The organism is Faecalicatena contorta (assembly GCF_003149105.1).
GTDB classification, from domain to species: Bacteria; Bacillota; Clostridia; order Lachnospirales; family Lachnospiraceae; genus Muricomes; species Muricomes contortus_C.
Genome location: NZ_QGDS01000006.1, coordinates 59,045 through 79,514 on the forward strand (window position 1 = coordinate 59,045; position 20,470 = coordinate 79,514).

At 41.9% G+C, this 20,470-nt stretch carries 16 protein-coding genes; 13 read left to right on the forward strand and 3 right to left on the reverse strand.

All coding sequences use genetic code 11. The annotated features are described in order from the left end of the window. The first annotated feature begins 4 nt into the window (after positions 1-4). The 10 genes from A8805_RS11325 (at position 5) to A8805_RS11370 (ending at position 14,537) form a co-directional block, all read left to right on the forward strand. Positions 5-841: a class II fructose-bisphosphate aldolase gene (locus A8805_RS11325; protein ID WP_109711174.1), complete on the forward strand. Its 837-nt coding sequence runs from the start codon at positions 5-7 to the stop codon at positions 839-841. 20 nt (positions 842-861) lie between these two features. Next, positions 862-2,238 carry a GntP family permease gene (locus tag A8805_RS11330; protein ID WP_109711176.1) on the forward strand — a complete coding sequence of 459 codons (1,377 nt, stop codon included), beginning with the start codon at positions 862-864 and terminating at the stop codon, positions 2,236-2,238. Between the two features lie 26 nt (positions 2,239-2,264). Further along, positions 2,265-3,767, forward strand: coding sequence for an FGGY-family carbohydrate kinase (locus tag A8805_RS11335; protein WP_109711178.1), 1,503 nt, complete (start codon positions 2,265-2,267; stop codon positions 3,765-3,767). A 177-nt stretch (positions 3,768-3,944) separates the two neighbouring features. Continuing rightward, positions 3,945-4,511, forward strand: coding sequence for a TetR/AcrR family transcriptional regulator (locus A8805_RS11340; protein ID WP_109711180.1), 567 nt, complete (start codon positions 3,945-3,947; stop codon positions 4,509-4,511). Between the two features lie 181 nt (positions 4,512-4,692). Then, complete coding sequence (lon, locus tag A8805_RS11345) at positions 4,693-7,074, forward strand: endopeptidase La (protein ID WP_109711182.1); 2,382 nt, start codon at positions 4,693-4,695, stop codon at positions 7,072-7,074. Positions 7,075-7,232: 158 nt separating this feature from the next. Beyond that, the gene (locus tag A8805_RS11350; RefSeq protein WP_181392811.1) at positions 7,233-9,236 is read left to right on the forward strand and encodes a LacI family DNA-binding transcriptional regulator; all 2,004 of its coding nucleotides are present in this window, start codon (positions 7,233-7,235) and stop codon (positions 9,234-9,236) included. Positions 9,237-9,454: 218 nt separating this feature from the next. Next, a complete protein-coding gene (locus A8805_RS11355; protein ID WP_109711186.1) occupies positions 9,455-10,447 on the forward strand; it encodes a sugar ABC transporter substrate-binding protein in 993 nt (330 codons plus the stop codon). 114 nt (positions 10,448-10,561) lie between these two features. After that, positions 10,562-12,031: a sugar ABC transporter ATP-binding protein gene (locus A8805_RS11360; protein WP_109711532.1), complete on the forward strand. Its 1,470-nt coding sequence runs from the start codon at positions 10,562-10,564 to the stop codon at positions 12,029-12,031. 2 nt (positions 12,032-12,033) lie between these two features. Then, complete coding sequence (locus A8805_RS11365; RefSeq protein ID WP_109711188.1) at positions 12,034-13,038, forward strand: ABC transporter permease; 1,005 nt, start codon at positions 12,034-12,036, stop codon at positions 13,036-13,038. Positions 13,039-13,058: 20 nt separating this feature from the next. Beyond that, the gene (locus tag A8805_RS11370; protein ID WP_109711190.1) at positions 13,059-14,537 is read left to right on the forward strand and encodes a glycoside hydrolase family 32 protein; all 1,479 of its coding nucleotides are present in this window, start codon (positions 13,059-13,061) and stop codon (positions 14,535-14,537) included. A gap of 70 nt (positions 14,538-14,607) precedes the next feature. Here the strand turns inward: A8805_RS11370 and A8805_RS11375 are convergent, their stop codons facing one another. The 3 genes from A8805_RS11375 to A8805_RS11385 all read right to left on the reverse strand — a co-directional run bounded on the left by A8805_RS11375 (position 14,608) and on the right by A8805_RS11385 (position 16,838). Continuing rightward, positions 14,608-15,258 (reverse strand): DUF3298 and DUF4163 domain-containing protein, encoded by a 651-nt coding sequence (locus A8805_RS11375; protein WP_109711192.1) that lies wholly within the window; start codon positions 15,256-15,258, stop codon positions 14,608-14,610. Positions 15,259-15,430: 172 nt separating this feature from the next. Further along, positions 15,431-15,616 carry a ferredoxin gene (locus A8805_RS11380; protein ID WP_109711194.1) on the reverse strand — a complete coding sequence of 62 codons (186 nt, stop codon included), beginning with the start codon at positions 15,614-15,616 and terminating at the stop codon, positions 15,431-15,433. A 241-nt stretch (positions 15,617-15,857) separates the two neighbouring features. After that, complete coding sequence (locus A8805_RS11385) at positions 15,858-16,838, reverse strand: ArsR/SmtB family transcription factor (protein WP_109711196.1); 981 nt, start codon at positions 16,836-16,838, stop codon at positions 15,858-15,860. Positions 16,839-17,208: 370 nt separating this feature from the next. On the opposite strand from A8805_RS11385, the gene A8805_RS11390 reads away from it, so the two are divergent. From A8805_RS11390 to A8805_RS11400, 3 genes are all read left to right on the forward strand, one after another. Then, positions 17,209-18,576 carry an ABC transporter substrate-binding protein gene (locus A8805_RS11390; RefSeq protein ID WP_242992365.1) on the forward strand — a complete coding sequence of 456 codons (1,368 nt, stop codon included), beginning with the start codon at positions 17,209-17,211 and terminating at the stop codon, positions 18,574-18,576. 126 nt (positions 18,577-18,702) lie between these two features. Further along, a complete protein-coding gene (locus A8805_RS11395; RefSeq protein ID WP_207657695.1) occupies positions 18,703-19,605 on the forward strand; it encodes a carbohydrate ABC transporter permease in 903 nt (300 codons plus the stop codon). A gap of 2 nt (positions 19,606-19,607) precedes the next feature. After that, positions 19,608-20,447, forward strand: a complete 840-nt coding sequence (locus A8805_RS11400) for a carbohydrate ABC transporter permease (protein WP_109711198.1) — start codon at positions 19,608-19,610, stop codon at positions 20,445-20,447. Positions 20,448-20,470: the final 23 nt, after the last annotated feature.

Sequence of the window (20,470 nt, forward strand, 5' to 3'; positions counted from 1 at the left end):
TGGAATGCTTACGAATTTAAAATCAATCCTGGATGGGGCGTATGCAGGGAAGTACGCAGCAGGTTCTTTTAACGGTTATAATTATGAGACATTTCGTGGGATAATAGAGGCAGGAATAGAAACGGATACGCCAATTATTCTGGCCTTTGGGGCAAAATATTTAAAAAATATGTCTTTAGAGACAGCAGCGGGGCTGGCAGCGAGTCTGGGCAGAGATATCGCAATACCAGTGTGTCTGCATTTGGACCACTGCAGCGATATGGAAGTTGTATTCAGGGCAATAAAAGCAGGATTTGGCTCTGTTATGTATGACGGATCTGCACTATCATACGAAGAAAATCTGAAAAACACAAAAAAGGTTTGTGAAGTCGCACATGCATGTGGTGTATCTGTTGAAGGAGAACTTGGCAGTTTAGCAGCGGGGGAGAAATCACATGAAGGTTCTGAAACAGATGTGGAGGCTTATACAGAGCCGGGAGCTGCCAGGAGCTTTGTGAAAGAGACGGGAGTAGATGCTCTGGCAGTATCGGTTGGAACAGTGCATGGCCTTTATAAAGGAGAGCCTAATATTAGAATTGATATTCTGGAGGAGATTGATAAAAAGCTACAAATTCCATTAGTGCTTCACGGAGGGTCAGGAGTACCGGAAAAGGATATATTAAATTGTATCAGTCATGGAATTGCAAAGATTAATGTAAATACAGAGATATCTGTTTATGCAGTAGAACAGACAGCAGATTATCTGAAAGAAGACCAACCACATTTTTCAGTACTGTCTTTAAAGCAGATAGAGTATGTAAAAGAAGTTGTGAAGAAGTATATTGCATTTTTCGGCAGATAATACGAAAAGGAGAGAGAAGGATGAGTTTAGGGTTATTATTAGCAATATTTGCAGTGGCGTTGATATTCGTGCTCGTGTCTATTATTAAGTTTGATTTACATCCGTTTTTGGCTTTGCTTATTGGCGGACTGATTATGGGAATGCTTACCGGAATGCCTCTTAAAGAAGTTGCAGATGGTATTGCAAGTGGTTTTGGAAATACGATGACAGGTATTGGTATTTTGATTATCCTCGGTGTAGCACTGGGACATTTGTTACATATTTCCGGATGCACAAGCCAGATTGCGGCCTTGATGCTGAAGCTGACAGGACAGAAAAGAGCTGGTCTTGCTGTTAACCTGACTGGATATATCGTATCCATACCAGTTTTCTTTGATGCAGCATTTGTTATCCTGGTCAATCTGGTCAAATCTCTATCCAGAAAGGGAAAGATACCATTTGTATCACTTGTTACAGCACTTGCAGTTGGTCTTATCACAACTCACGCACTTGTCATTCCTACACCGGGTCCGGTTGCAGTAGCGGGTACGATGGGGGTTAATATTGGATGGTTCCTGTTATATAGCATTATCGTAAGTTTGCCTGCGTCAATCCTGGGCGGAGTATTTTATGGAAAATTCCTTGGCAGCAGGGCAGAGTATAAGGATGATTTTGCAAATGCATTTGACGATGTAGATGAAGAAAAAGAAATTTCAAGCGACAAGAACCTTCCATCAGGCGGACTTGGAATTTTATTGATTTTTCTTCCGATATTCATTATCTTAATAGGCACAGTAGCATCATTGATTTGTGATCCGGATTCTACAGCTTATATGGTATTCGGTTTCCTTGGGAATAAAAATATTGCCTTATTGATTGGATTGATTGTGGCTTTCTTTTCACTTCGAAAATACATTACTACTTCATTTAATGAAGTGATCACAGAGGCCGCAACACAGTCAGGTGCTATCCTTGCTATCACAGGTGCCGGCGGAGCATTCGGAGCAATTATCAATGGCACAGGTATCGGTGAAAGACTTGTGGAAGGTATGACGAGTATGACAGACGGTGTTGGAATTGCAATGATAATAGCGGCATTTGTAATCAGTCAGGTATTAAGAGCGGCACAGGGCTCTACAACAGTAGCACTTGTAACGACTTCAGCAATATTTTCACCAATAATTGCAGGTATGGCGAGTGTTTCACCTATCCTTGTGGGTCTTGCAATCTGTGCGGGCGGAATCGGATTATCACTGCCAAATGATTCTGGCTTCTGGGTAGTCAACAGATTCAGTAAATTTGATGTAAAGCAGACGATGAAAGTATGGACAATCGGAGGCACTATTTCTGGGGTGACTGCACTTGTAATCATCATAATATTAAGTGTATTCACAACTTCGCTTCCTGGCCTGCTTTAGAAATTAACAGAAGGGGTACGGATTATATGAGTTTGATTTCCTTAGATATAGGAACATCTGGTATGCGGGCTGTTGTCTATGGTCTGGACGGACAGAAAAAAGAAAATACATACTTTGAATACCATTCAGAATTTCCACAGCCGGGGTATGTGGAACAGAACCCGGAATCATGGAAAGAAGCAGCTATTTATTGCCTGTCAAATATAGCTCCATTTTTTAATGGTGAAGATGTGCCGCAGGCGATTGCTGTAACTTCACAGAGGTCATCTCTCATTCCTATGAAGGATGGACAGCCAATGAGAAATGCAATCATGTGGCAGGATAAACGTACTGTGCCACAATGTGAAAAGTTAATTGAAGAATATACATTAGAAGGTCTGTATACAAAGGCTGGCCTTCGTACAAATCCTTATTTTGTACTGCCTAAAATCTTGTGGCTCAAGGAAAACCAGTACGATATCTATGTGAATGCAGAAAAATTTATTGGTGTACAGGATTTGGTCGTGCATTATCTGATAGGACAGTATAAAACAGATTATTCACAGGCATGCCGTACGATGCTTATGAATATCGAAACCTTTACATGGGATCCTGATCTTCTTAGGATTGCAGGGATAACGGAAGAAAAGCTGCCCGAACTAGTTCCTCCGGGCAGCATCGCAGGGGGCCTCCTAAGAGAAATTGCCGAGAAGACAGGGCTTGCGGAAGATATCCCGGTAATCATATCAGGTGGAGACCAGCAGAATGCCGCTGTGGCACTGGGGGTGATTAAACCAGGAAGGGCAGAAGCGAATACAGGGACTGGTTCCTTTGTTATTTCTGCTATTGATAAGCCTGTATTTGATGAGGATGCAAGGGTTCTTTGCCAGGCATCTGCGATTGCAGGACAGTGGATTATGGAAGCAGGAATATTCAATACAGGAGCTACATACCGCTGGTTTAAAGAACAGTTCTGTACAGATATTCAGGATAGAAAGAACATATATGATATTATGAACGATGAGGCAGCGGCATCTCCTATAGGCTCGAACGGAGTAATAATGATTCCTCATTTTGAAGGAAGTGCCGCACCGTATTGGAATCCACTGGCAAAGGGAGTGTTTTTTAACCTTTCCCTGAACACAAAACGTGGAGATATGATCCGTTCCATAATGGAAGGAATAGCTGTGGAGATAAATGATGACATCGGTTTGATGGAGGAGATTACTTCCCCGATAGAAATGGTCAGTGTTGCGGGAGGTATGGTACATTCTGACCTGTTCTGTAAAATACAGGCTAATGTTTATGATAAGAAAGTAGCACGTTATGCAAACAGCGAAGCTTCTTCGTTGGGAGCAGCAATGATTGCGGCTGTAACACTTGGCGTGTATAAAAATATTGAAGAAGCATATGCAAATATGCTGAGAGATAAACCACAGATTTTTAATCCAAATGAGGAAGAGGTAATACAATCGGAAGTAATCATACGACGAAAACACAAACTGTATCAGGCGTTGAATGACCAAGATGCATATAAGTTTTTTGCCTGATATTTCCCTTCATAGCAGCCGCGATTCTTTAGAAATAAAGGATTGCGGCTTTTATGCATCTGGCAGATACATATTTTAACGACACAAGTCTCGGAGCTGCCCGGATTGCCGGAGGAAATAAAATTCATATTGACAATAAGTGAATGTTCGTTTATTATAAAATTACGAGGTGGTCATATGCGAAAAAAAGATGATGAAAAAGAAAAGAGCATAAAGGAAGCAGTTATAAGGTTAATTCTGGAAGAAGGCTTTCATGGCACCTCTATCTCGAAGATTGCTAAGAGGGCTGGGGTCTCTCCCGCGACAGTTTATATCTATTTTGAAAACAAGGAGGTTATGCTCCAGGATATTTACAACGAATATGCGGAAGAGATTTTCGATTATCTGCTTGGCAGCATCAACCGGGAGATGCGCGGCCGGCAATTAATTGAAGTTCTTATTACCAGTTATTATGATTACATCTGCGGAAACAGAGAAGTATTTAGCTTTGTGGAGCAGTTTTCCAACTGTCCTTCTCTTGCAAGCCGTTGTTCAGAGCGGCAGAGGATGTGTGAGGTCAGTAATCTGATCTTAGAGATGAAGGCGAAACGGATTATTAAAAATTACAGTAATGAAAACCTGATGGCAATTATGTTTTATCCGGTAAAGTCAATTGCTGTAGATCATTGTAAAAGCAAGGAAGAAAAAGAGGAGCTGTTGAGAGAATTTATTTATATTATTCAGGAAGCGTTGTTGATAGAGTAACTTTGGCGAGATTCTAATGTGGAGCTTATGGTTCACAAAGGTCTCGCAATCATTTCAAAGTTAATTAAACGAACATTCACTTATGAATGTCAGATGAAGAATGATGTACGGGAAGAAATACCAGCTAAACAGAGGTATTTCTTGATAAAGGAACATTCATTCAGAAAGGAAAGTGATTTATATGATGAACTCAGAGAAAATTAGAAAGACTGGAATTGTTATTCCGATTTCAAATATAGTATTATTGCCCGGAGCAGTGACAAAGCTCAGTGTCAGCAGTCTGAGTGAGGAACAGATAAGGTATCTGGAGGATGAAAATATAGAGAATATTGCACTGCCGATGAAGCAGAATTTCAATCAAAATGATGTTTCAGAGGATGACTTTTATAAAATTGGAATCTCATTCCAGATTGAGGATGTCCAGGAGTCAGAAAAGGGAATACAGCTTACAATCAAAGCCTTAGATAGAGTTGAGGTAAAAGAACTGGATATTGAAGCTGGTTATATCTATGCCCATTTTGAAAAGAGCCCGGATATTGAAGATATGGATGAGAAAAGCCAGGTGGATATGCTGGAGTATATTCAGAAAATCACAAGGGAAATAAGTGAAAGATTCCCGGACGGAAAGCGTTATGTTGCTGTGATTGAGGGTTTTCGGGACTTAAATTCCCTCATTGTATACCTTGCCCAGTTCCTTCCGGTTTCTAATGAAGAGAAGTACGAACTGCTGGCTGTCCAGTCCATGAAGGAGAGAAGCCTGCGCTTTATGGATTACCTTCTGAAACAGAAGGAAGCCATTGGATTACAGATTCAGATGGCGGAAAGATTTTCAGAGAAGGCAAATAAGCATTACAGAGAGCAGGTCTTAAGAGAACAGTTAAAGGCAATTCAGGAAGAACTAAATGAAGGCAAGGAAGGCCGGGGTAAAAAGGACGAGGAATATCTGACCAGGATTGATGAGGCCGGAATGCCCGATGAGATTAAGGAAGCCGCACTTGAAGAAGTGGAAAAACTTCAGGCTCAGGGCCCCAATGGTGCTGAATATAATGTAATACGCAATTATCTGGACCTTCTGGTTTCACTTCCGTGGAAGAAGGCTGAGGAGAAGGCGGTTAACCTGATAGAGGCAAGACGTATTCTGGATGAACAGCACTACGGTTTGGAGAAAGTAAAGGATAGAATCATTCAACATCTTGCAGTTATGCAGCTTAAAAAAGATAAGAAAGGCTCTATTCTACTGCTGGTAGGACCTCCCGGAACAGGAAAAACCAGCCTTGGAAGAAGTATTGCAGAGGCTCTGGATAGAAAATATATCCGTCTTAGTCTCGGCGGTATCAGAGATGAAGCTGAAATTCGCGGACACCGCAGAACCTATATTGGCGCGATGCCGGGAAGAATTCTTCAAAGTATCAAGAAAGCGGGTACAAATAATCCGGTCATGGTTCTGGATGAAGTAGATAAATTGATGGTTGGAGGTTTCAGCGGAGACCCGGCAAGTGCCCTGCTTGAAGTGTTAGATCCGGAGCAGAACAATAGTTTTACAGACCACTACCTGGATCAGCCATATGACCTTTCTGATGTATTCTTTATTGCAACCGCAAATTCATTAGAAAGTATATCAGAGCCGTTGTTAGACCGTATGGAGGTTATACAGATTTCCAGCTATACCAGTGAGGAGAAGTTTCATATTGCGAAGGACCATCTTGTTCCAAAGACTTTGGAGGAGCATGGTTTGACAGGGGACCAACTGATAATTCCGGAAGATGTTATAAGGAAAGTGATTAATGAATACACTCTGGAAGCAGGAGTCAGAGGTTTAAAGAAGCAGTTGGCTGGAATTGCCAGGGTAGTTTCTGAGAAAATCGTATCAAATAAAACAGAGGTTCCATATCAGGTAAGCGTGGAACAACTGGAAGATATTCTAGGACGGAAAGTGTCCAGACATGATGTGGCCCAGCAGGATAATCCTCCTGGAGTAGTGACTGGATTAGCCTGGACTCCGGTCGGCGGAGAAATCCTGTTTATAGAAGCAACCAGCATGGCAGGAAATGGGGAAGTGATGCTGACAGGTAAATTGGGAGATGTAATGAAAGAATCTGCCAGAATTTCATTAAGCCTGTTAAAATCCCGGCTGCCGTTGAATTCCATTAACTTTAAAGAAAGAGATCTGCACATCCATGTTCCGTCAGGAGCAGTACCAAAAGATGGTCCATCCGCTGGAATTGCATTATTTACAGCACTGGCATCTCTGGTGACGGGGATTAAGGTAAATTCAAGGCTGGCAATGACTGGTGAAATCACCTTGAGGGGTGCGGTCCTCCCAATCGGCGGCCTCAAAGAAAAACTGCTGGCAGCACAGAGGGCAGGAATCACGAAAGCATTAATTCCAAAAGATAATGTGGATGATTTGAAAGATGTGCCTGAAGAGGTAAAAAGTCAGATAACGATTGTACCGGTTGAAACAATTGAAGATGTTCTGAGAGAGACACTGTCAATCTCAATGCCAAAGCTGGAACAACTTCCAATGAGAAGAGAAGCAGGAGAGTTATCTTTTAAAATCTAAGTAATTCACCCCTGGTTAGAGTTTTCTAACCAGGGGTGAATTATTTTTTTGCCCTAAATCACTTCATAATTAGGTAAAAATAAAAGGATTTACATGAATGGTAAATAATGTTAGACTGCAAATGTGTAAATAATTACGTAAAATTGGAGGTATATCATATGGGCACTACAATTAAAGATATAGCAAAAACGGCAGGGGTTTCTGTTGCTACAGTTTCCCATGTAGTGAATAAAACAAGATATGTAAGTCCTGAATTGGTAAAAAGGGTGGAGGATGCAATAAATAATAGTGATTATAAAATAAAGATTCAAAAGAAAGTCAGCAGCCTGAAAATTGGGAAGCAATCCCAGGTGGCAATTGTGATCCCGTCTCTAATGGGCTCCCTTTATGTGCAGCTCATCGAGCATATATCTGCCTTTTTGCGGGAAAAGGGATACATAGCTGCTGTTTATTTTTCAAATGGGAATTACCGTCAGGAAAAAGAGATATTGAACCGCCTTATGATGGACAAGAAGGTAGCGGGAATTATTCTAAGTCCATGCAGGATGGATTCCAAGAATTATGAAAAATTGTATGCAAGGAATATTCCTGTAGTTCTTTTGGAAAGAGCTATAAGTGGAAAAGAGGAAGAAAGTGTAGTTGCGGAAAATACAAGAGCCTTATACAAGGGGACACAGCATCTGATCAAAAACGGACACAAAAAAATCGGAGTGATCCTGGGGGATTTGACCACGAGTGCGGTAGCGGAACGGCTGGAGGGATACCAAAGGGCCTTGCGGGATGCAGAACTGGATTATACAGAAAAGGATGTACTCTCCATTGTTCATGAAGAAAATATTGAGGAAGGGATTGAAAAAATCAGAGATTTTTATAATAGAAGAAGACCCACCGCTATTATCAGCGGAGGCAACCGTCTGACATTTTTAGTTTTAAAGGCATTACAGCACATGGGGCTGGAATGTCCCCAGGATATTTCGGTGGTTGGTTTTGGCGATGAAGAATGGTGTGAACTGGTGGTTCCGCCTCTTACTGCAATGCGGCAGGATACGCGGAGCATGGCCTATTATGCAGTCGAAAGAATCGCTGCAAAAATAGAAAATAAGGATTATGAAAAAGGGGAAATCAGAGTTCCCCTTCAGATATCGGTACGAAAGTCTACACAGATGATAGGGGGCGGGCCGTTTGGAGAAAAGGCATTTTCACCGGATGATATTGCACTGACGGAGGAAGAGAAGCGGCAGTTGAGACAAGGGAATTTTAAAATTGGTATTTCATTCCATTACAGTGGTACGGCGTGGAAAAGGCTTCATGAGGCGGGAATCCGGCAGACTCTCGAAATGCTTGGGGTTACAGTGGCGGCAGTAACGGAGGCAAACTTTGATTCCGAGCTGCAGGTTACCCAGTTGGAAGCCCTGGCTATGCAGCGTCTGGACGCTATTATAGCCATTCCCGCTGACGATAATGTTACCGCCGGAACATTTAAAAAGCTTTCCCGGGAAACAAAATTACTGTTTCTCAGCAATGTACCGGCCGGATTCGGAACAGATGACTATGTTTCCTGTGTATCAGTAAATGAGCGGGAAAATGGAAGAATCGTAGGAACTTTGCTGGGGGAATATTATAAGGGGAAGAAGCATGTAAAAGTAGGTTTTATTAACCATGGGCTCCCTTTTTATGGCACTCATCTGAGGGATGGAATTGCAGTGCAGATAATTTGTGAAAATTACGTAAATATTGAAATTGCATCTGTAGAGCAGTTTCAAAACATTGAGGATGCTTATGAGATAGTCAAGAACATGCTGCGCAGGCACCCTGACATACAAGGGCTGTATGTTTCCTGGGACCAGCCGGCGTTGAGAGTCATCCGGGCATTGGAAGAACTGGGGCGTGAGGATGTGGAAATCTTTACCACAGACCTGGACCGGGAAATTGGGAATTATCTTGTGAAGGATAAATATGTGAAGGGGATGAGCACACAGCGTCCGTTTGAACAGGGAGTTGCGGCAGCGATGGCGGCGGCTAAGGCTCTGCTGGGCCATAATGGATATAAATATATAGGTGTATCCCCTTACCTTGTACAAAAGAAAAACATTGTCCGCGCCTGGAAAGACATTATGCATGAACCTATACCAGGGGAGTGGAACATGTATATGGAAAAATAAATTACGTAAAAAACAAAAATACAAGTCAAAAATATACAAAGTTGAAAAACCCTAATTGACACGAACCTTGACGCATGTTATATTTTGCGTAAATACAAATGAGGGTTACAAAAAGAAGAAAAATGGCTGAAAAATTCGCGCGGTTTATTTGGTTGATTTTGTATCTGAAATGTAATGTTCTCATGAAACAGGTTTGAGACAAGGAGGAAATAGAATTTATGAAAAGAAAAATAGTATCTTTAATTTTATGTGCAGGGCTGGCTGTGTCTATGCTGGCAGGATGTACTACAGAATCAAAAATTGTGGATTCTGAGGGTGATAAGAAAACAGAAACTGAGGAAAAAGAAGGACCTTATAATTTTGCTTTTCTGCCAAATACGCAAAATAATACATTCCAATCCTCTATGAATGATAAATTCCAGGAATTATGTGAGGATGCAGGTTACAAGTATACATGTCTGGATCCGGATTATGACTTGAACACTCAGTTAAGCCAGTTATCTGATTCTGCAAACCAGGGTTTTGATGCGGTGTTTGTAATTCCGGTTGATTCAGCAGGTATCCGCCAGGGTCTGCAGGAATTAAATGATGCAGGGATTCCTGTTATCAACGTAGACACGGCGGTTATTGAAGATGACCGGGATCTGGTGGAATCTATTATTGCAACAAATGCTTACCAGGCAGGGGTGCTTGTAGGAGAGCAGATGGCAAAAGATTATCCGGATGGCGCTAAAATTGCGATTTTGGATTTCCCTTCAAATGAAAGTTGTGTAGACCGTGTAAACGGTTTCCTGGAGGGACTTGGTGATAACAAGGACAAATTTGATATTGTAGCTCAGCAGGACGGTAAGGCTGCATTGGATGAATCCATGCCGATTGCCGAGGATATTATCCAGGCAAATTCAGACTTAGATGCATTTTTCTGTATCAATGACCCGTCATCACTTGGGGCAGCGGCAGCTTTGAAGGCGGCAGGGCTTACTGGAAAAGTGGGAGTTTATTCTATTGATGCATCTCCAGACGGAAAAGCAGCTATGGTAGACGGCACATTTACATGTGTAGCGGCACAGGTACCGGTACAGATTGCGGAAACAGCATTTGAAAAAGCAGTAGAACTGCTGCAGGGGAAAGAAATTGAGAAAGAAATCTGGCTGGATTCCCACCTTGTGACAGTGGACGAGGCAAAAAAGACTGAAGGACAATGGCAGTAAAAAGCGGATAAACTGTAACGAAGGGCTGTTTTGAGATAATCAAACAGCCCTTTATAAAAAGGTGTAAGAATTAAGTGAGGTGAGCAATTGTTGGAAGATAAAGTAATCTTACAGATGGAGGGTATCAGCAAGAGATTTGGAGCTACTCAGGCACTGGATGGAATCAATTTTGAATTGAGGCTGGGTGAAGTCCATGCGTTGCTGGGAGAAAACGGAGCCGGAAAATCGACTCTGATTAAAGTGTTAGGCGGTATTCATAAGCCGGATGAGGGTGTTATTAAAATAAACGGTCAGGAAATTGAGATGAATGGCATTCAGGACGCACGGAATTCCGGGATTGGAATTATTCATCAGGAAATCGTGTTAGTTCCGTATCTTACAGTGACGGAAAATATATTCCTTGGAAGGGAGCTATTAACACCTCTCCATACAAGGGACTTAAAAAAGATGAATGAACTGGCGCTGGATATGACAGAAAAGCTGGGACTTCATATAGATGTGACTACAAAGGTGGGCAATTTAAGCATTGCACAGCAGCAAATGGTAGAAATCGTGAAAGCCATATCTTTTAATGTAAAGATTCTGGTCATGGATGAACCAACCTCCTCTCTTTCCGATGAAGAGGTAGGGAAACTGTTTGAAACAATGGACAGGCTGAGAAAGGATCATGTCAGCATTATCTATATCTCTCATAGAATGGAAGAGTTATTTGCTGTTACAGACCGTGTGACTGTCATGCGGGACGGTACATATGTAGGTACGGTAAATACAAAAGAAACAAATGTAGACAGTCTGGTTGGCATGATGGTGGGACGCAGCCTGACAAATTATTATACACGTGATTATAACATGACGGATCAGGAAGTCCTGAGGGTAGAGGGCATTACCAGAGCGGGAGTGTTCCAGAATGTAAGTTTTTCTGTACATAAAGGAGAAATACTAGGTTTTTCCGGGCTTGTAGGAGCAGGAAGAAGTGAAATCATGCAGGCGATTTTTGGAAATGATTCTTTTGAAAGCGGTAAAGTGTTCCTGTCAGGGAAGGAAGTAAAATTCAAGTCTAGTATGGAAGCGATTCAAAACGGAGTGGCAATGGTGCCGGAAGACCGGAAAAAACAGGGGCTGACTCTGATTAATTCCGTAGGGTTTAATATGACACTTGCAAGCCTGGGCTCTGTAATGAAAGGTCCTTTGCTGAGTGAGACAAAACGCAGCCGTGTGATAGGCGAGTATATAGATGAATTGAACATAAAGACGGCTTCTACGGATATAGCGGTGTCCAGTCTGTCCGGAGGAAATCAGCAAAAGGTGGTTTTGGCGAAATGGCTTGCTACGAAACCCAGGCTGCTCATACTGGATGAGCCTACCAGGGGTGTGGATGTAGGTGCAAAAGCAGAAATTTATGCGATCATCAACCGGCTGGCAGGACAGGGTATGGCAATTATTATGATTTCTTCAGAATTACCGGAGATTATCAACATGTGTGATAATGTCTGTGTTGTAAGAGAGGGGAAAATTGTAGGAAGATTGGGCCATGAAGAACTGGATCAGGAAGAAATCATGAGATTTGCTACAGGAGGAGAATAGAAATGAGTAACAAAACGAGAGTAAAGAGCAGCAATCAGTTTATCGGTATGCTGAAATCAAATACAGGAATCTTATGTGTAATGATATTGATTGGAATTACGCTGTCATTCATGACTCCAAACTTTTTGACGGCAGGCAATATCATATCCGTATTGCGGCAGATTTCCAATAATATCTTTCTTGCATTGGGTATGACCCTGGTCATTATACTCGGAGGTATTGATTTATCCGTAGGTTCTATTGTGGCGATGAGCGGTACCCTGACGGTGGGCTTTATTGTGACCAATGGAGTTCCTATGATGCCGGCGATTCTTGCGGGACTGGCACTGGGAACCCTGGTGGGGCTGTTTAATGGATTTATCGTGGCGAAATTTCGGGTGCCTGCATTTATTGTAACACTTTCAACCATGAATATGGCGAAAGGAATTGCCTATATATACAGCGGCGGGCGCTCCACCCGTATCACTTCAGATGCATACGCAATGATTGGAACCGGTTATCTGTTTGGCGTAGTTCCGCTGCCGGTTGTATACATGGTTATTCTGATTATCATCTTTGTAATCCTTTTAAATAAAACGAGATTTGGCACATATGTATATGCGGTGGGAGGAAACAGGGAATCAGCGCGTCTGTCAGGTGTTCCAATTAAAAAGGTGGAGATCCTTGTATTTACAATCAGTGGTTTTCTTGCAGCTTTTGCGGGAATTGTACTAAGTTCACGTATGTATTCAGGACAGCCGAAAGCAGGTGACGGCTATGAAATGGATGCCATTGCAGCCTGTGTATTGGGCGGCATATCTATGGCAGGAGGAACCGGACATGTGAGCGGAACTGTTATAGGTGCAGTCGTAATCGGTATTATAAGCAATGGACTGAACTTGATTGGTGTAAGTTCCTTCTGGCAGTTGCTTGTGAAGGGATTGATTATCCTTGTGGCAGTAATCATCGATTCACAGAAAAATATTATTTCTGAAAGATTAGGAAAGAAAAAAGCAGCAAATAAGTAAAGCAGAAAAGGAGTATAGCTATGAAGATATTTAGAAAACCGTCGTTTGCAGATTCTACAGGAGATGCAATTCCGTTCTATCACGATGGTGTTTATCATATTTTTTCGTTGACACCGCCTCCGGGCACAACTGTTTATCCGGCGCGGCTCCGTACAACATGGAGTCACACCATTTCAAAGGACCTGGTTCACTGGGAAGAGCTTGAGACGGCTTTGTATCCGGGAGAGGGTGATGAGCCCGATGCAGACGGTATATGGACCGGAGCTGTGATATACGGAGAAAATAAATATCATATTTTTTATACAGGATATAACTATCATTTGGAAACAGACCAGCAGACTATATGTCACGCTACAAGTGAAGATGGAATCAAATGGACAAAAGACCCGGGGAATCCGGTTGTAAAGCCTGTGGCTGAATTGTATGAACGTTTGGACTGGAGAGATCCTTATGTATTTTATAATGAGGACGATGAATGTTACTGGATGCTGATTTCCGGAAGAATCAAGGAAGGACCTCCGACAAAGACTGGATGTATTATCTTGTACAGGTCAGATAACCTGGAAAACTGGGAATATTACGGGCCAATTTATAAACCATACCATACAAACTGTCCGGAGTGCTGTGAAATGTATAAGATGGGAGATAACTGGTATCTGTCTTACTCCAGGTTCTCGGAGTTTGTGAATACAGTATACCGGGTTGCGAAATCTCCTTTTGGACCCTGGCGAACCCCTAAAATGGACGGGATTGGCGGCAGAAGATTTTATGCAGCCAAATCACTGGAAAATGATGAAGGAAGAAGGTTTTACTTCGCATGGGCACATGACAGGGCCGAAAGAAGCGACCAGGGAGAATGGTACTGGGGCGGAGAATTTTGTGTCCCTCATGAGGTGGCTGTCAATGCAGAAGGCGAGCTGGACGTAAAAATGCCAAAAGAGATTTTAGAATCTATACAGGAACCGGTAGAGTGGACATATAAACCCATCTGGGGAGAAAACCAGAGATTTGGAGAGACATCAATTGTCCTGAATGCAGAGGGAACATTGAATTATGGGTTCTTCCAGTTTGAGGAAGAAAGCGTTATGTTCAGTTGTAAAATGAAAGTAGGAGACTGCCGTGACCACTTTGGCCTGCTGCTGAAATCCGATGAAAAAGCAGCCAGATGTCTGGAACTGCGGGTTGAGCCGGGAATGCAAAGGGTATCCCTTGTGAACCTTCCAATGGATGTGGACCCTTTTTGGAGAGAGTCCTGTACCAATGTAGGAGAGCCTAAAAATCCCGGACCGGATGGTATTCGTGTTTGCGAAAAACCATTTCCGGTAAAAATGGGAGATTTGATTGATGTAAAAGTAATCATTGACCGTGATATGGTGGAAATCTTTATTGGGGAAAAGGCGGCCTTTACATACCGTGTATATGAGAAAACAGATTATAATATCGGGCTGCAGGTCCAGGACGGCAGCGTGGAATACTACGATATTAAAATAACAAAATAAAAAAGAAGCTGTGGTTTGAGTAGACCGCAGCTTTTTGATTTGGTTTCGGAAATTCTGTATTTTATAAATACTATCCTGAGGGGGAAAATGGGATGAGGAACTCCGGTATTCCCGTGTAATATGGCGCGATGTCGTATTGCTGGTAATAGATAACAATACCTTCCGGCTTCAGAAAGTAGTTTTCCGGATGAAAGTTTTTCCTAAGCAGTTCTTCATAATTGTCGAAATAAGAGCCAGGTTCAGTTTTCAGGCGCTCTTCTATCTGCTGTTCAATATTGGTAAATAAGGAGTCGGTGAAAGAAGCGCCCTGGGGATAGAAGTCTTCCAGTGTCATACGGCTGCCGCTGAAAAAGTTCCATGTATCTGAATTTCGAAATGTTGCACCATGGGCGCCGCCCATAAAAGTATAGTTGTCAAAATAAAGACTGGTAGTACAGTTTTGATTATAAGTAACCTCATAAACAGATTGAAAGGTATAGGTGTTGAAAGGTGGTTTGTTGTTCACGATATATTTAGCGGTTTCAACAGCCTGAGGATAAAGGATGGTACGGCAGTGTCTTTCTGTTTTTAAGGCATAATCAGCATAATATTGGTTAATGTTCTGGGCGGCTGCCTGACTGCATTGTGTAGTGAAGTAGGGATAATTTATTTTATACGAAAAGACAGGTATGTCGCTGGTATACATAGTATCTTCCAAGACTTTTTGAGAGATGTTCTGCATAGTGACCTCTGATTTAAACCGATTTGATACAGTTTATTAGAAAGAAAGGGATTCTATTATTAAAATTAGGGGGAGTGATAAAAGAGTCTGCGGGAAAGCGGCAAACAGCCCTGCTTAAGATGAATTCTGCAGGGCTGTTTCCTTATGTGTAGAAAAAAGTAAATAACCGGGATTAATCAACGCTGATTACGCTGGTGGGGCAGTTATCAGCTGCTTCAGCTGCTGTTTCTTCTGTTTCTGGTGTAATATCGCTATAGACCTCTGCCAGTCCGTCATCTGCCATGCGGAATACCTCTGGACAGAGCTCTGTACAAAGACCGCATGCAATACATCCATCTCTGTCAATGACTGCTTTCATGTAAATGTCCTCCTTTCGTAAATACTCTACACGGTGCCGAAACATAGGGTTTCTACCCTGAAGTGCCAGCCTGACCGTACATGCATATAGTATTGCCCTGTAAGTTCAAGAAATACAAAGTTGTTCATAAAAACGAAAAACCTGTCCGATATTACCCGAACAAATTTTTCGCTATGAAGTGAATACATTGTATCATAATTCTATTTTTAGGACAAATAATCTTTTGAGATTTTATGGATATCTAGGGAGTATCCGTCTTGTTGTATTTCTCCCAGTGATAATAGGATTGCTTTTCGTATAAGTTCTCCTTTTTCTCTTCTTCGGATAAGGCGGATTTTTCATAGTTGATTTTAACCTGTATTGCTCTTGGATAGTCTCCAAACTGTTCCCCGAATATTGTCAGCCCTCCGGGACGCCTTTTTTCTTCGGAAACTTCAAAGCGGAGCGTCCAGTGATTTTTGTCTAAGCCGTAATCGTCAACTGTAAAATCAGATTTTTTTTCCTTGTCAAGGAATACTCCGTGGCGGTTGATTTCAAACCGTTTTAGAATGCCATACTGTGCCGAGGTCCACCAGACTGGCGTGTACTTTCCTTTCTTATCTCCGAAGTCACCGGGGGAAACCCAGGGGCAGATAAGTTTATCATTCAAATAAAGGTTGATATCGGATTCCCAGTCCATTCTTGCATTGGGATATTCGGAGCACATTTCAGCGGAGATTTCTATATCAAGGATTTTACATTTTTCAGGAATGTAATTGGGAATTTCATACTCCAGGTAACCGCTTGTGAACCAGACAAGCTGTGCATTATAGCGGGCAGGGTCATAAAAGTACCTGGGGTCATCGTATCCCCCAATTACTTTTTCTGTATCTGCAATTCCACAGGTGGGCTTTACCTCTGCCTTTGTATATTGGCCTACTCCGATTTGAACCTCGTAATTCTGCACATGTGTATGGTTAACCGTAGGCATACTTAGAACATACCACTGGCTGCGCAGGGAACATACTTTGCCGTATTGCTTGGAACGGGTGGACACCACAAGGCCAACTTGCTCCAATTTGTTTATATGAGATGTCATCATGGCGCTGGTGACACCTACGGACTCGGCCAGTTGTTTGATATTTGCCTTCCCCTCGGCAAGTCTTTTGATGATTTTGATTCGTACTGGACTTGCTAGAGCTTCAAAAAATGGGAGGTTTTCTTCTGATACCCATAATTGCATATAGATTCATTCTCCTTTCTGTGTTGGGATGTTTTTATTGTATCAGAGATGTTAAAGATTGTATAGAAATTGGTACAATAACTTTATACATAGTTAAATCTATAGTGTTCACAAAAAAGTAAAAATTTATAAATAACTTAATTCAAAGTGAAAAACAAACAAACGGAGAATCTATAAAGTGTGCAACTTAACTAAAAAAATCATATCAAAATAGCTTATATTGACAAAATGTACTTAAATACATATAATTAAATTAACTTAATGGTTAATACATGAATACATAAATAGCATGTATAACCTAATACATGTATAAGTTGTATGGTTTCGGAATGCTGCAGAATTCTGAAAAGAAAAAATGGGAGGAAAAGAAATGAAGAGAAAAGTTATAAGCATTTTATTATGCATGACCATGGTAACCTCTATGCTGATAGGCTGTGGAAAATCAGATCCTGCGGATGACACTTCCAAAAGTGATGGAGGTACGGAACAAAGCAGTGACGGAATGACTCAGGGAAAAAATACTTTTGTTGACGGCGGTACAGAGTTATCACTGTGGACCTTTCAGGAACTGCATGTAGCATTCTATACAGAAATGGCTGATTTGTGGAACAAAGAAAATCCTGATAACCCCATTAACCTGACAGTCACAACCGGAGAAGCCCATTCAGTGCACAGCAAGCTGCTGGTAGCGTGTCAGGCAGGAGAAGGTACACCGGATATAGCAGATATTGAAGTAGGGTATTATGGTTCTTTCCTGAAAGATGACTATCTGCTTCCATTGAACGATGTGGTTGAACCATATAAAGATGAGATTGTAATGTCACGTGTTGAGATGTATGGAAAAGACGATAACTGGTACGGAATTGATTTTCACCTGGGCGCTTCTGTGTGCTATTACAATATGGACATTATGAATGAAGCAGGTGTGGACCCGGCTGATATTGTAACATGGGACGACTATTTTAAAGCCGGTGAGCAGGTTTTGGAGAAGACAGGAAAACCAATGCTTGCAGTTGAGACAGCAGACCTGTTCCTCCCGCAGATGATGCTTTTGGAAAAAGGTGTACAGTATGTGGATGAAGATGGACAGCCAAACATTGATACGAAAGAACATGCCGAGGTTGTTGATTACATTAGAAAAATGATTGATGCAGGTATTTGTGAAATTGCACCTGGCGGCGGATTTCACATGGAGGAATGGTACGGACATCTGAACGGCGGCGGAGTTGCTTCACTTGCAATGCCATTATGGTACATGGGACGTTTCACAGACTACTGCCAGGACCTGAAAGGCAAGATAGGAATTTACGAGATCCCGGTATGGAATGAAGGGGATACACGTGAAGTGCTTCAGGGCGGTACAGGAACTTCCGTAATTAAGTACACGGAACAGGAAGACCTTGCAAAAGAGTTCCTTGCATTTGCAAAACTCTCAGAAGAGGGAAATAAATACGAGTGGGATGTATTGGGATTTGACCCAATCAGAACGTCACTGTGGGATGACCCGGAAATCACAAACGATCCCGATAATAAATTCTTACAGTATTTTACAACAAACCCATTCGATATTATTAAGAAAAATGGAACTGACCTGACAGCACCGAATATTTCAGGAGGATACTCCGCAGCTTACAGTGTATTAGTAACAACAACTTATTCAAATGCGTTTGAAGCATCACCGGATGAAGATGCAGCAGAATTGCTGAAAAACGAACAGGCTAGCATTATTTATGAATAGTAACAAATAATTAGCAGAGTAACTATTGTGACAGGGCTGTTGTGCAGGCTGATTAGAAACGGCTGTGCCAACAGCCCTTCACCCTAAGCTGTTTAAGTCTTTATCAAGAGAAATGGGGAAATAATTATGCAGAAAAAAAGTATTTTCAGCCGTTTTCTATACTCCCAGAAAGCGGCGCCGTATGTATTCGTTCTGCCCTTTGTATTAACGTTTCTGATTTTCTTTGCCTATCCGGTTATAAACACGATTATGATGAGTTTTCAAAAGGTAGCGGGCGGAGAAGCCACGTTTGTGGGTGTATCCAACTATCATACACTGATGAACCCTGTTTTTTATAAATGTCTGAAAAACAGTGCTTTTTATACAGTAATCAGTTGTGCTCTTATGATACCGATCCCAATGGTTCTGGCAGCAATGCTGAATAGTAAAGCGATGCGGGCAAAAGGTTTTTTCAGAAGTGTTATGTTCATTCCGGCTCTTACTTCGGTAGTAGTTGCGGGCGTTGTATTCCGTTTAATGTTTGGTGAGCTGGAAGGGTCCTTTATGAACCAGGTGCTGGCATTTTTTGGACAGGATCCATTGGTTTGGCTGAGGAAACCGGTGACGGTATGGATTACTTTATTTATATTATGTCTGTGGCGGTGGACCGGCGTGAATATGATGTATTACCTGTCAGGCCTGCAGCAGATTCCCGAGGATTTATATGAATCTGCCGATATAGATGGGGCCAATTCCCTGCAGAAGTTCAGGTTTATCACGCTGCCGCTGTTAAAACCCACAACGGTCTATGTACTGACGATTTCCATTTTTGGCGGGATGGCGATGTTTACAGAGTCTTACCTCTTGTTTAACGGAAATAAATCACCAAATAACGTGGGTACCACGATTGTAGGGTACTTGTACAGGATGGGAATGGAGCAGAATAATATTGGTATAGGCTGTGCAATTGGCGTTGTACTCCTGCTGATTGTTATGGTAATCAATGTGATACAGCTTGCTTTTAATGGAACGTTTAAGAAAGGGGAATAATTATGGCAAAGAAAAGATCATACATATCAACGATTCTTCTGATTTTCTTTTTCGTAGTTGTGGCGTTAATCACACTGCTTCCGCTTATCCTGCTCCTTGTGTCTTCATTTCGGGCGGGATCGGATCTGATGCGTTATGGATTGAATTTTAATATCGACTGGGCAAATGCCCATATAGAGAATTATAAACTGCTGTTCAGCGGACAGAATAATTATTTCGTCTGGTATAAAAACAGTTTGGTTATTACGGTTGCCCAGCTCGTACTGGCATTGTTTTTGAGTGCCTGTGTAGGGTATGGGTTTGCGATGTATAACTTCAGGTTCAAGAACCTTTTATTTGGCTGTGTATTGCTGGTTATGATGATACCTACAGAAATTATCATTCTCCCCCTGTATCGTCTGATTATCAATATGAATGTGATGGACTCTATGTGGGGCATTATTTTACCTTATATGGTGGTGCCAATGCTGATTTTCTTCTTTCGGCAGTATCTGTCGGGAATACCAAAAGATTTCCTGGATGCGGCACGTGTGGACGGATGCTCTGAGTATGGAATTTTTCTGAGAATTATGATGCCGCTTATGAAGCCTTCCTTTGCGGCAATGGGCATCTATCAGGGTATGCAGAGCTGGAATAACTTCCTGTGGCCGATGATTGTTATGCGCTCCCAGAATAAGATTACATTGCCGGTGGGGCTGCAGAGCCTGATGTCACCATATGGAAATAACTATGATATTCTCATTGCAGGGTCTTGTTTTGCGATTATACCGATTTTAATATTATTTGCATGCTTCCAGTCCTATTTTATTGAAGGAATGACAGCAGGCGGAGTAAAAGGGTAATATTTGTTTGCAGAGGAGTCCGA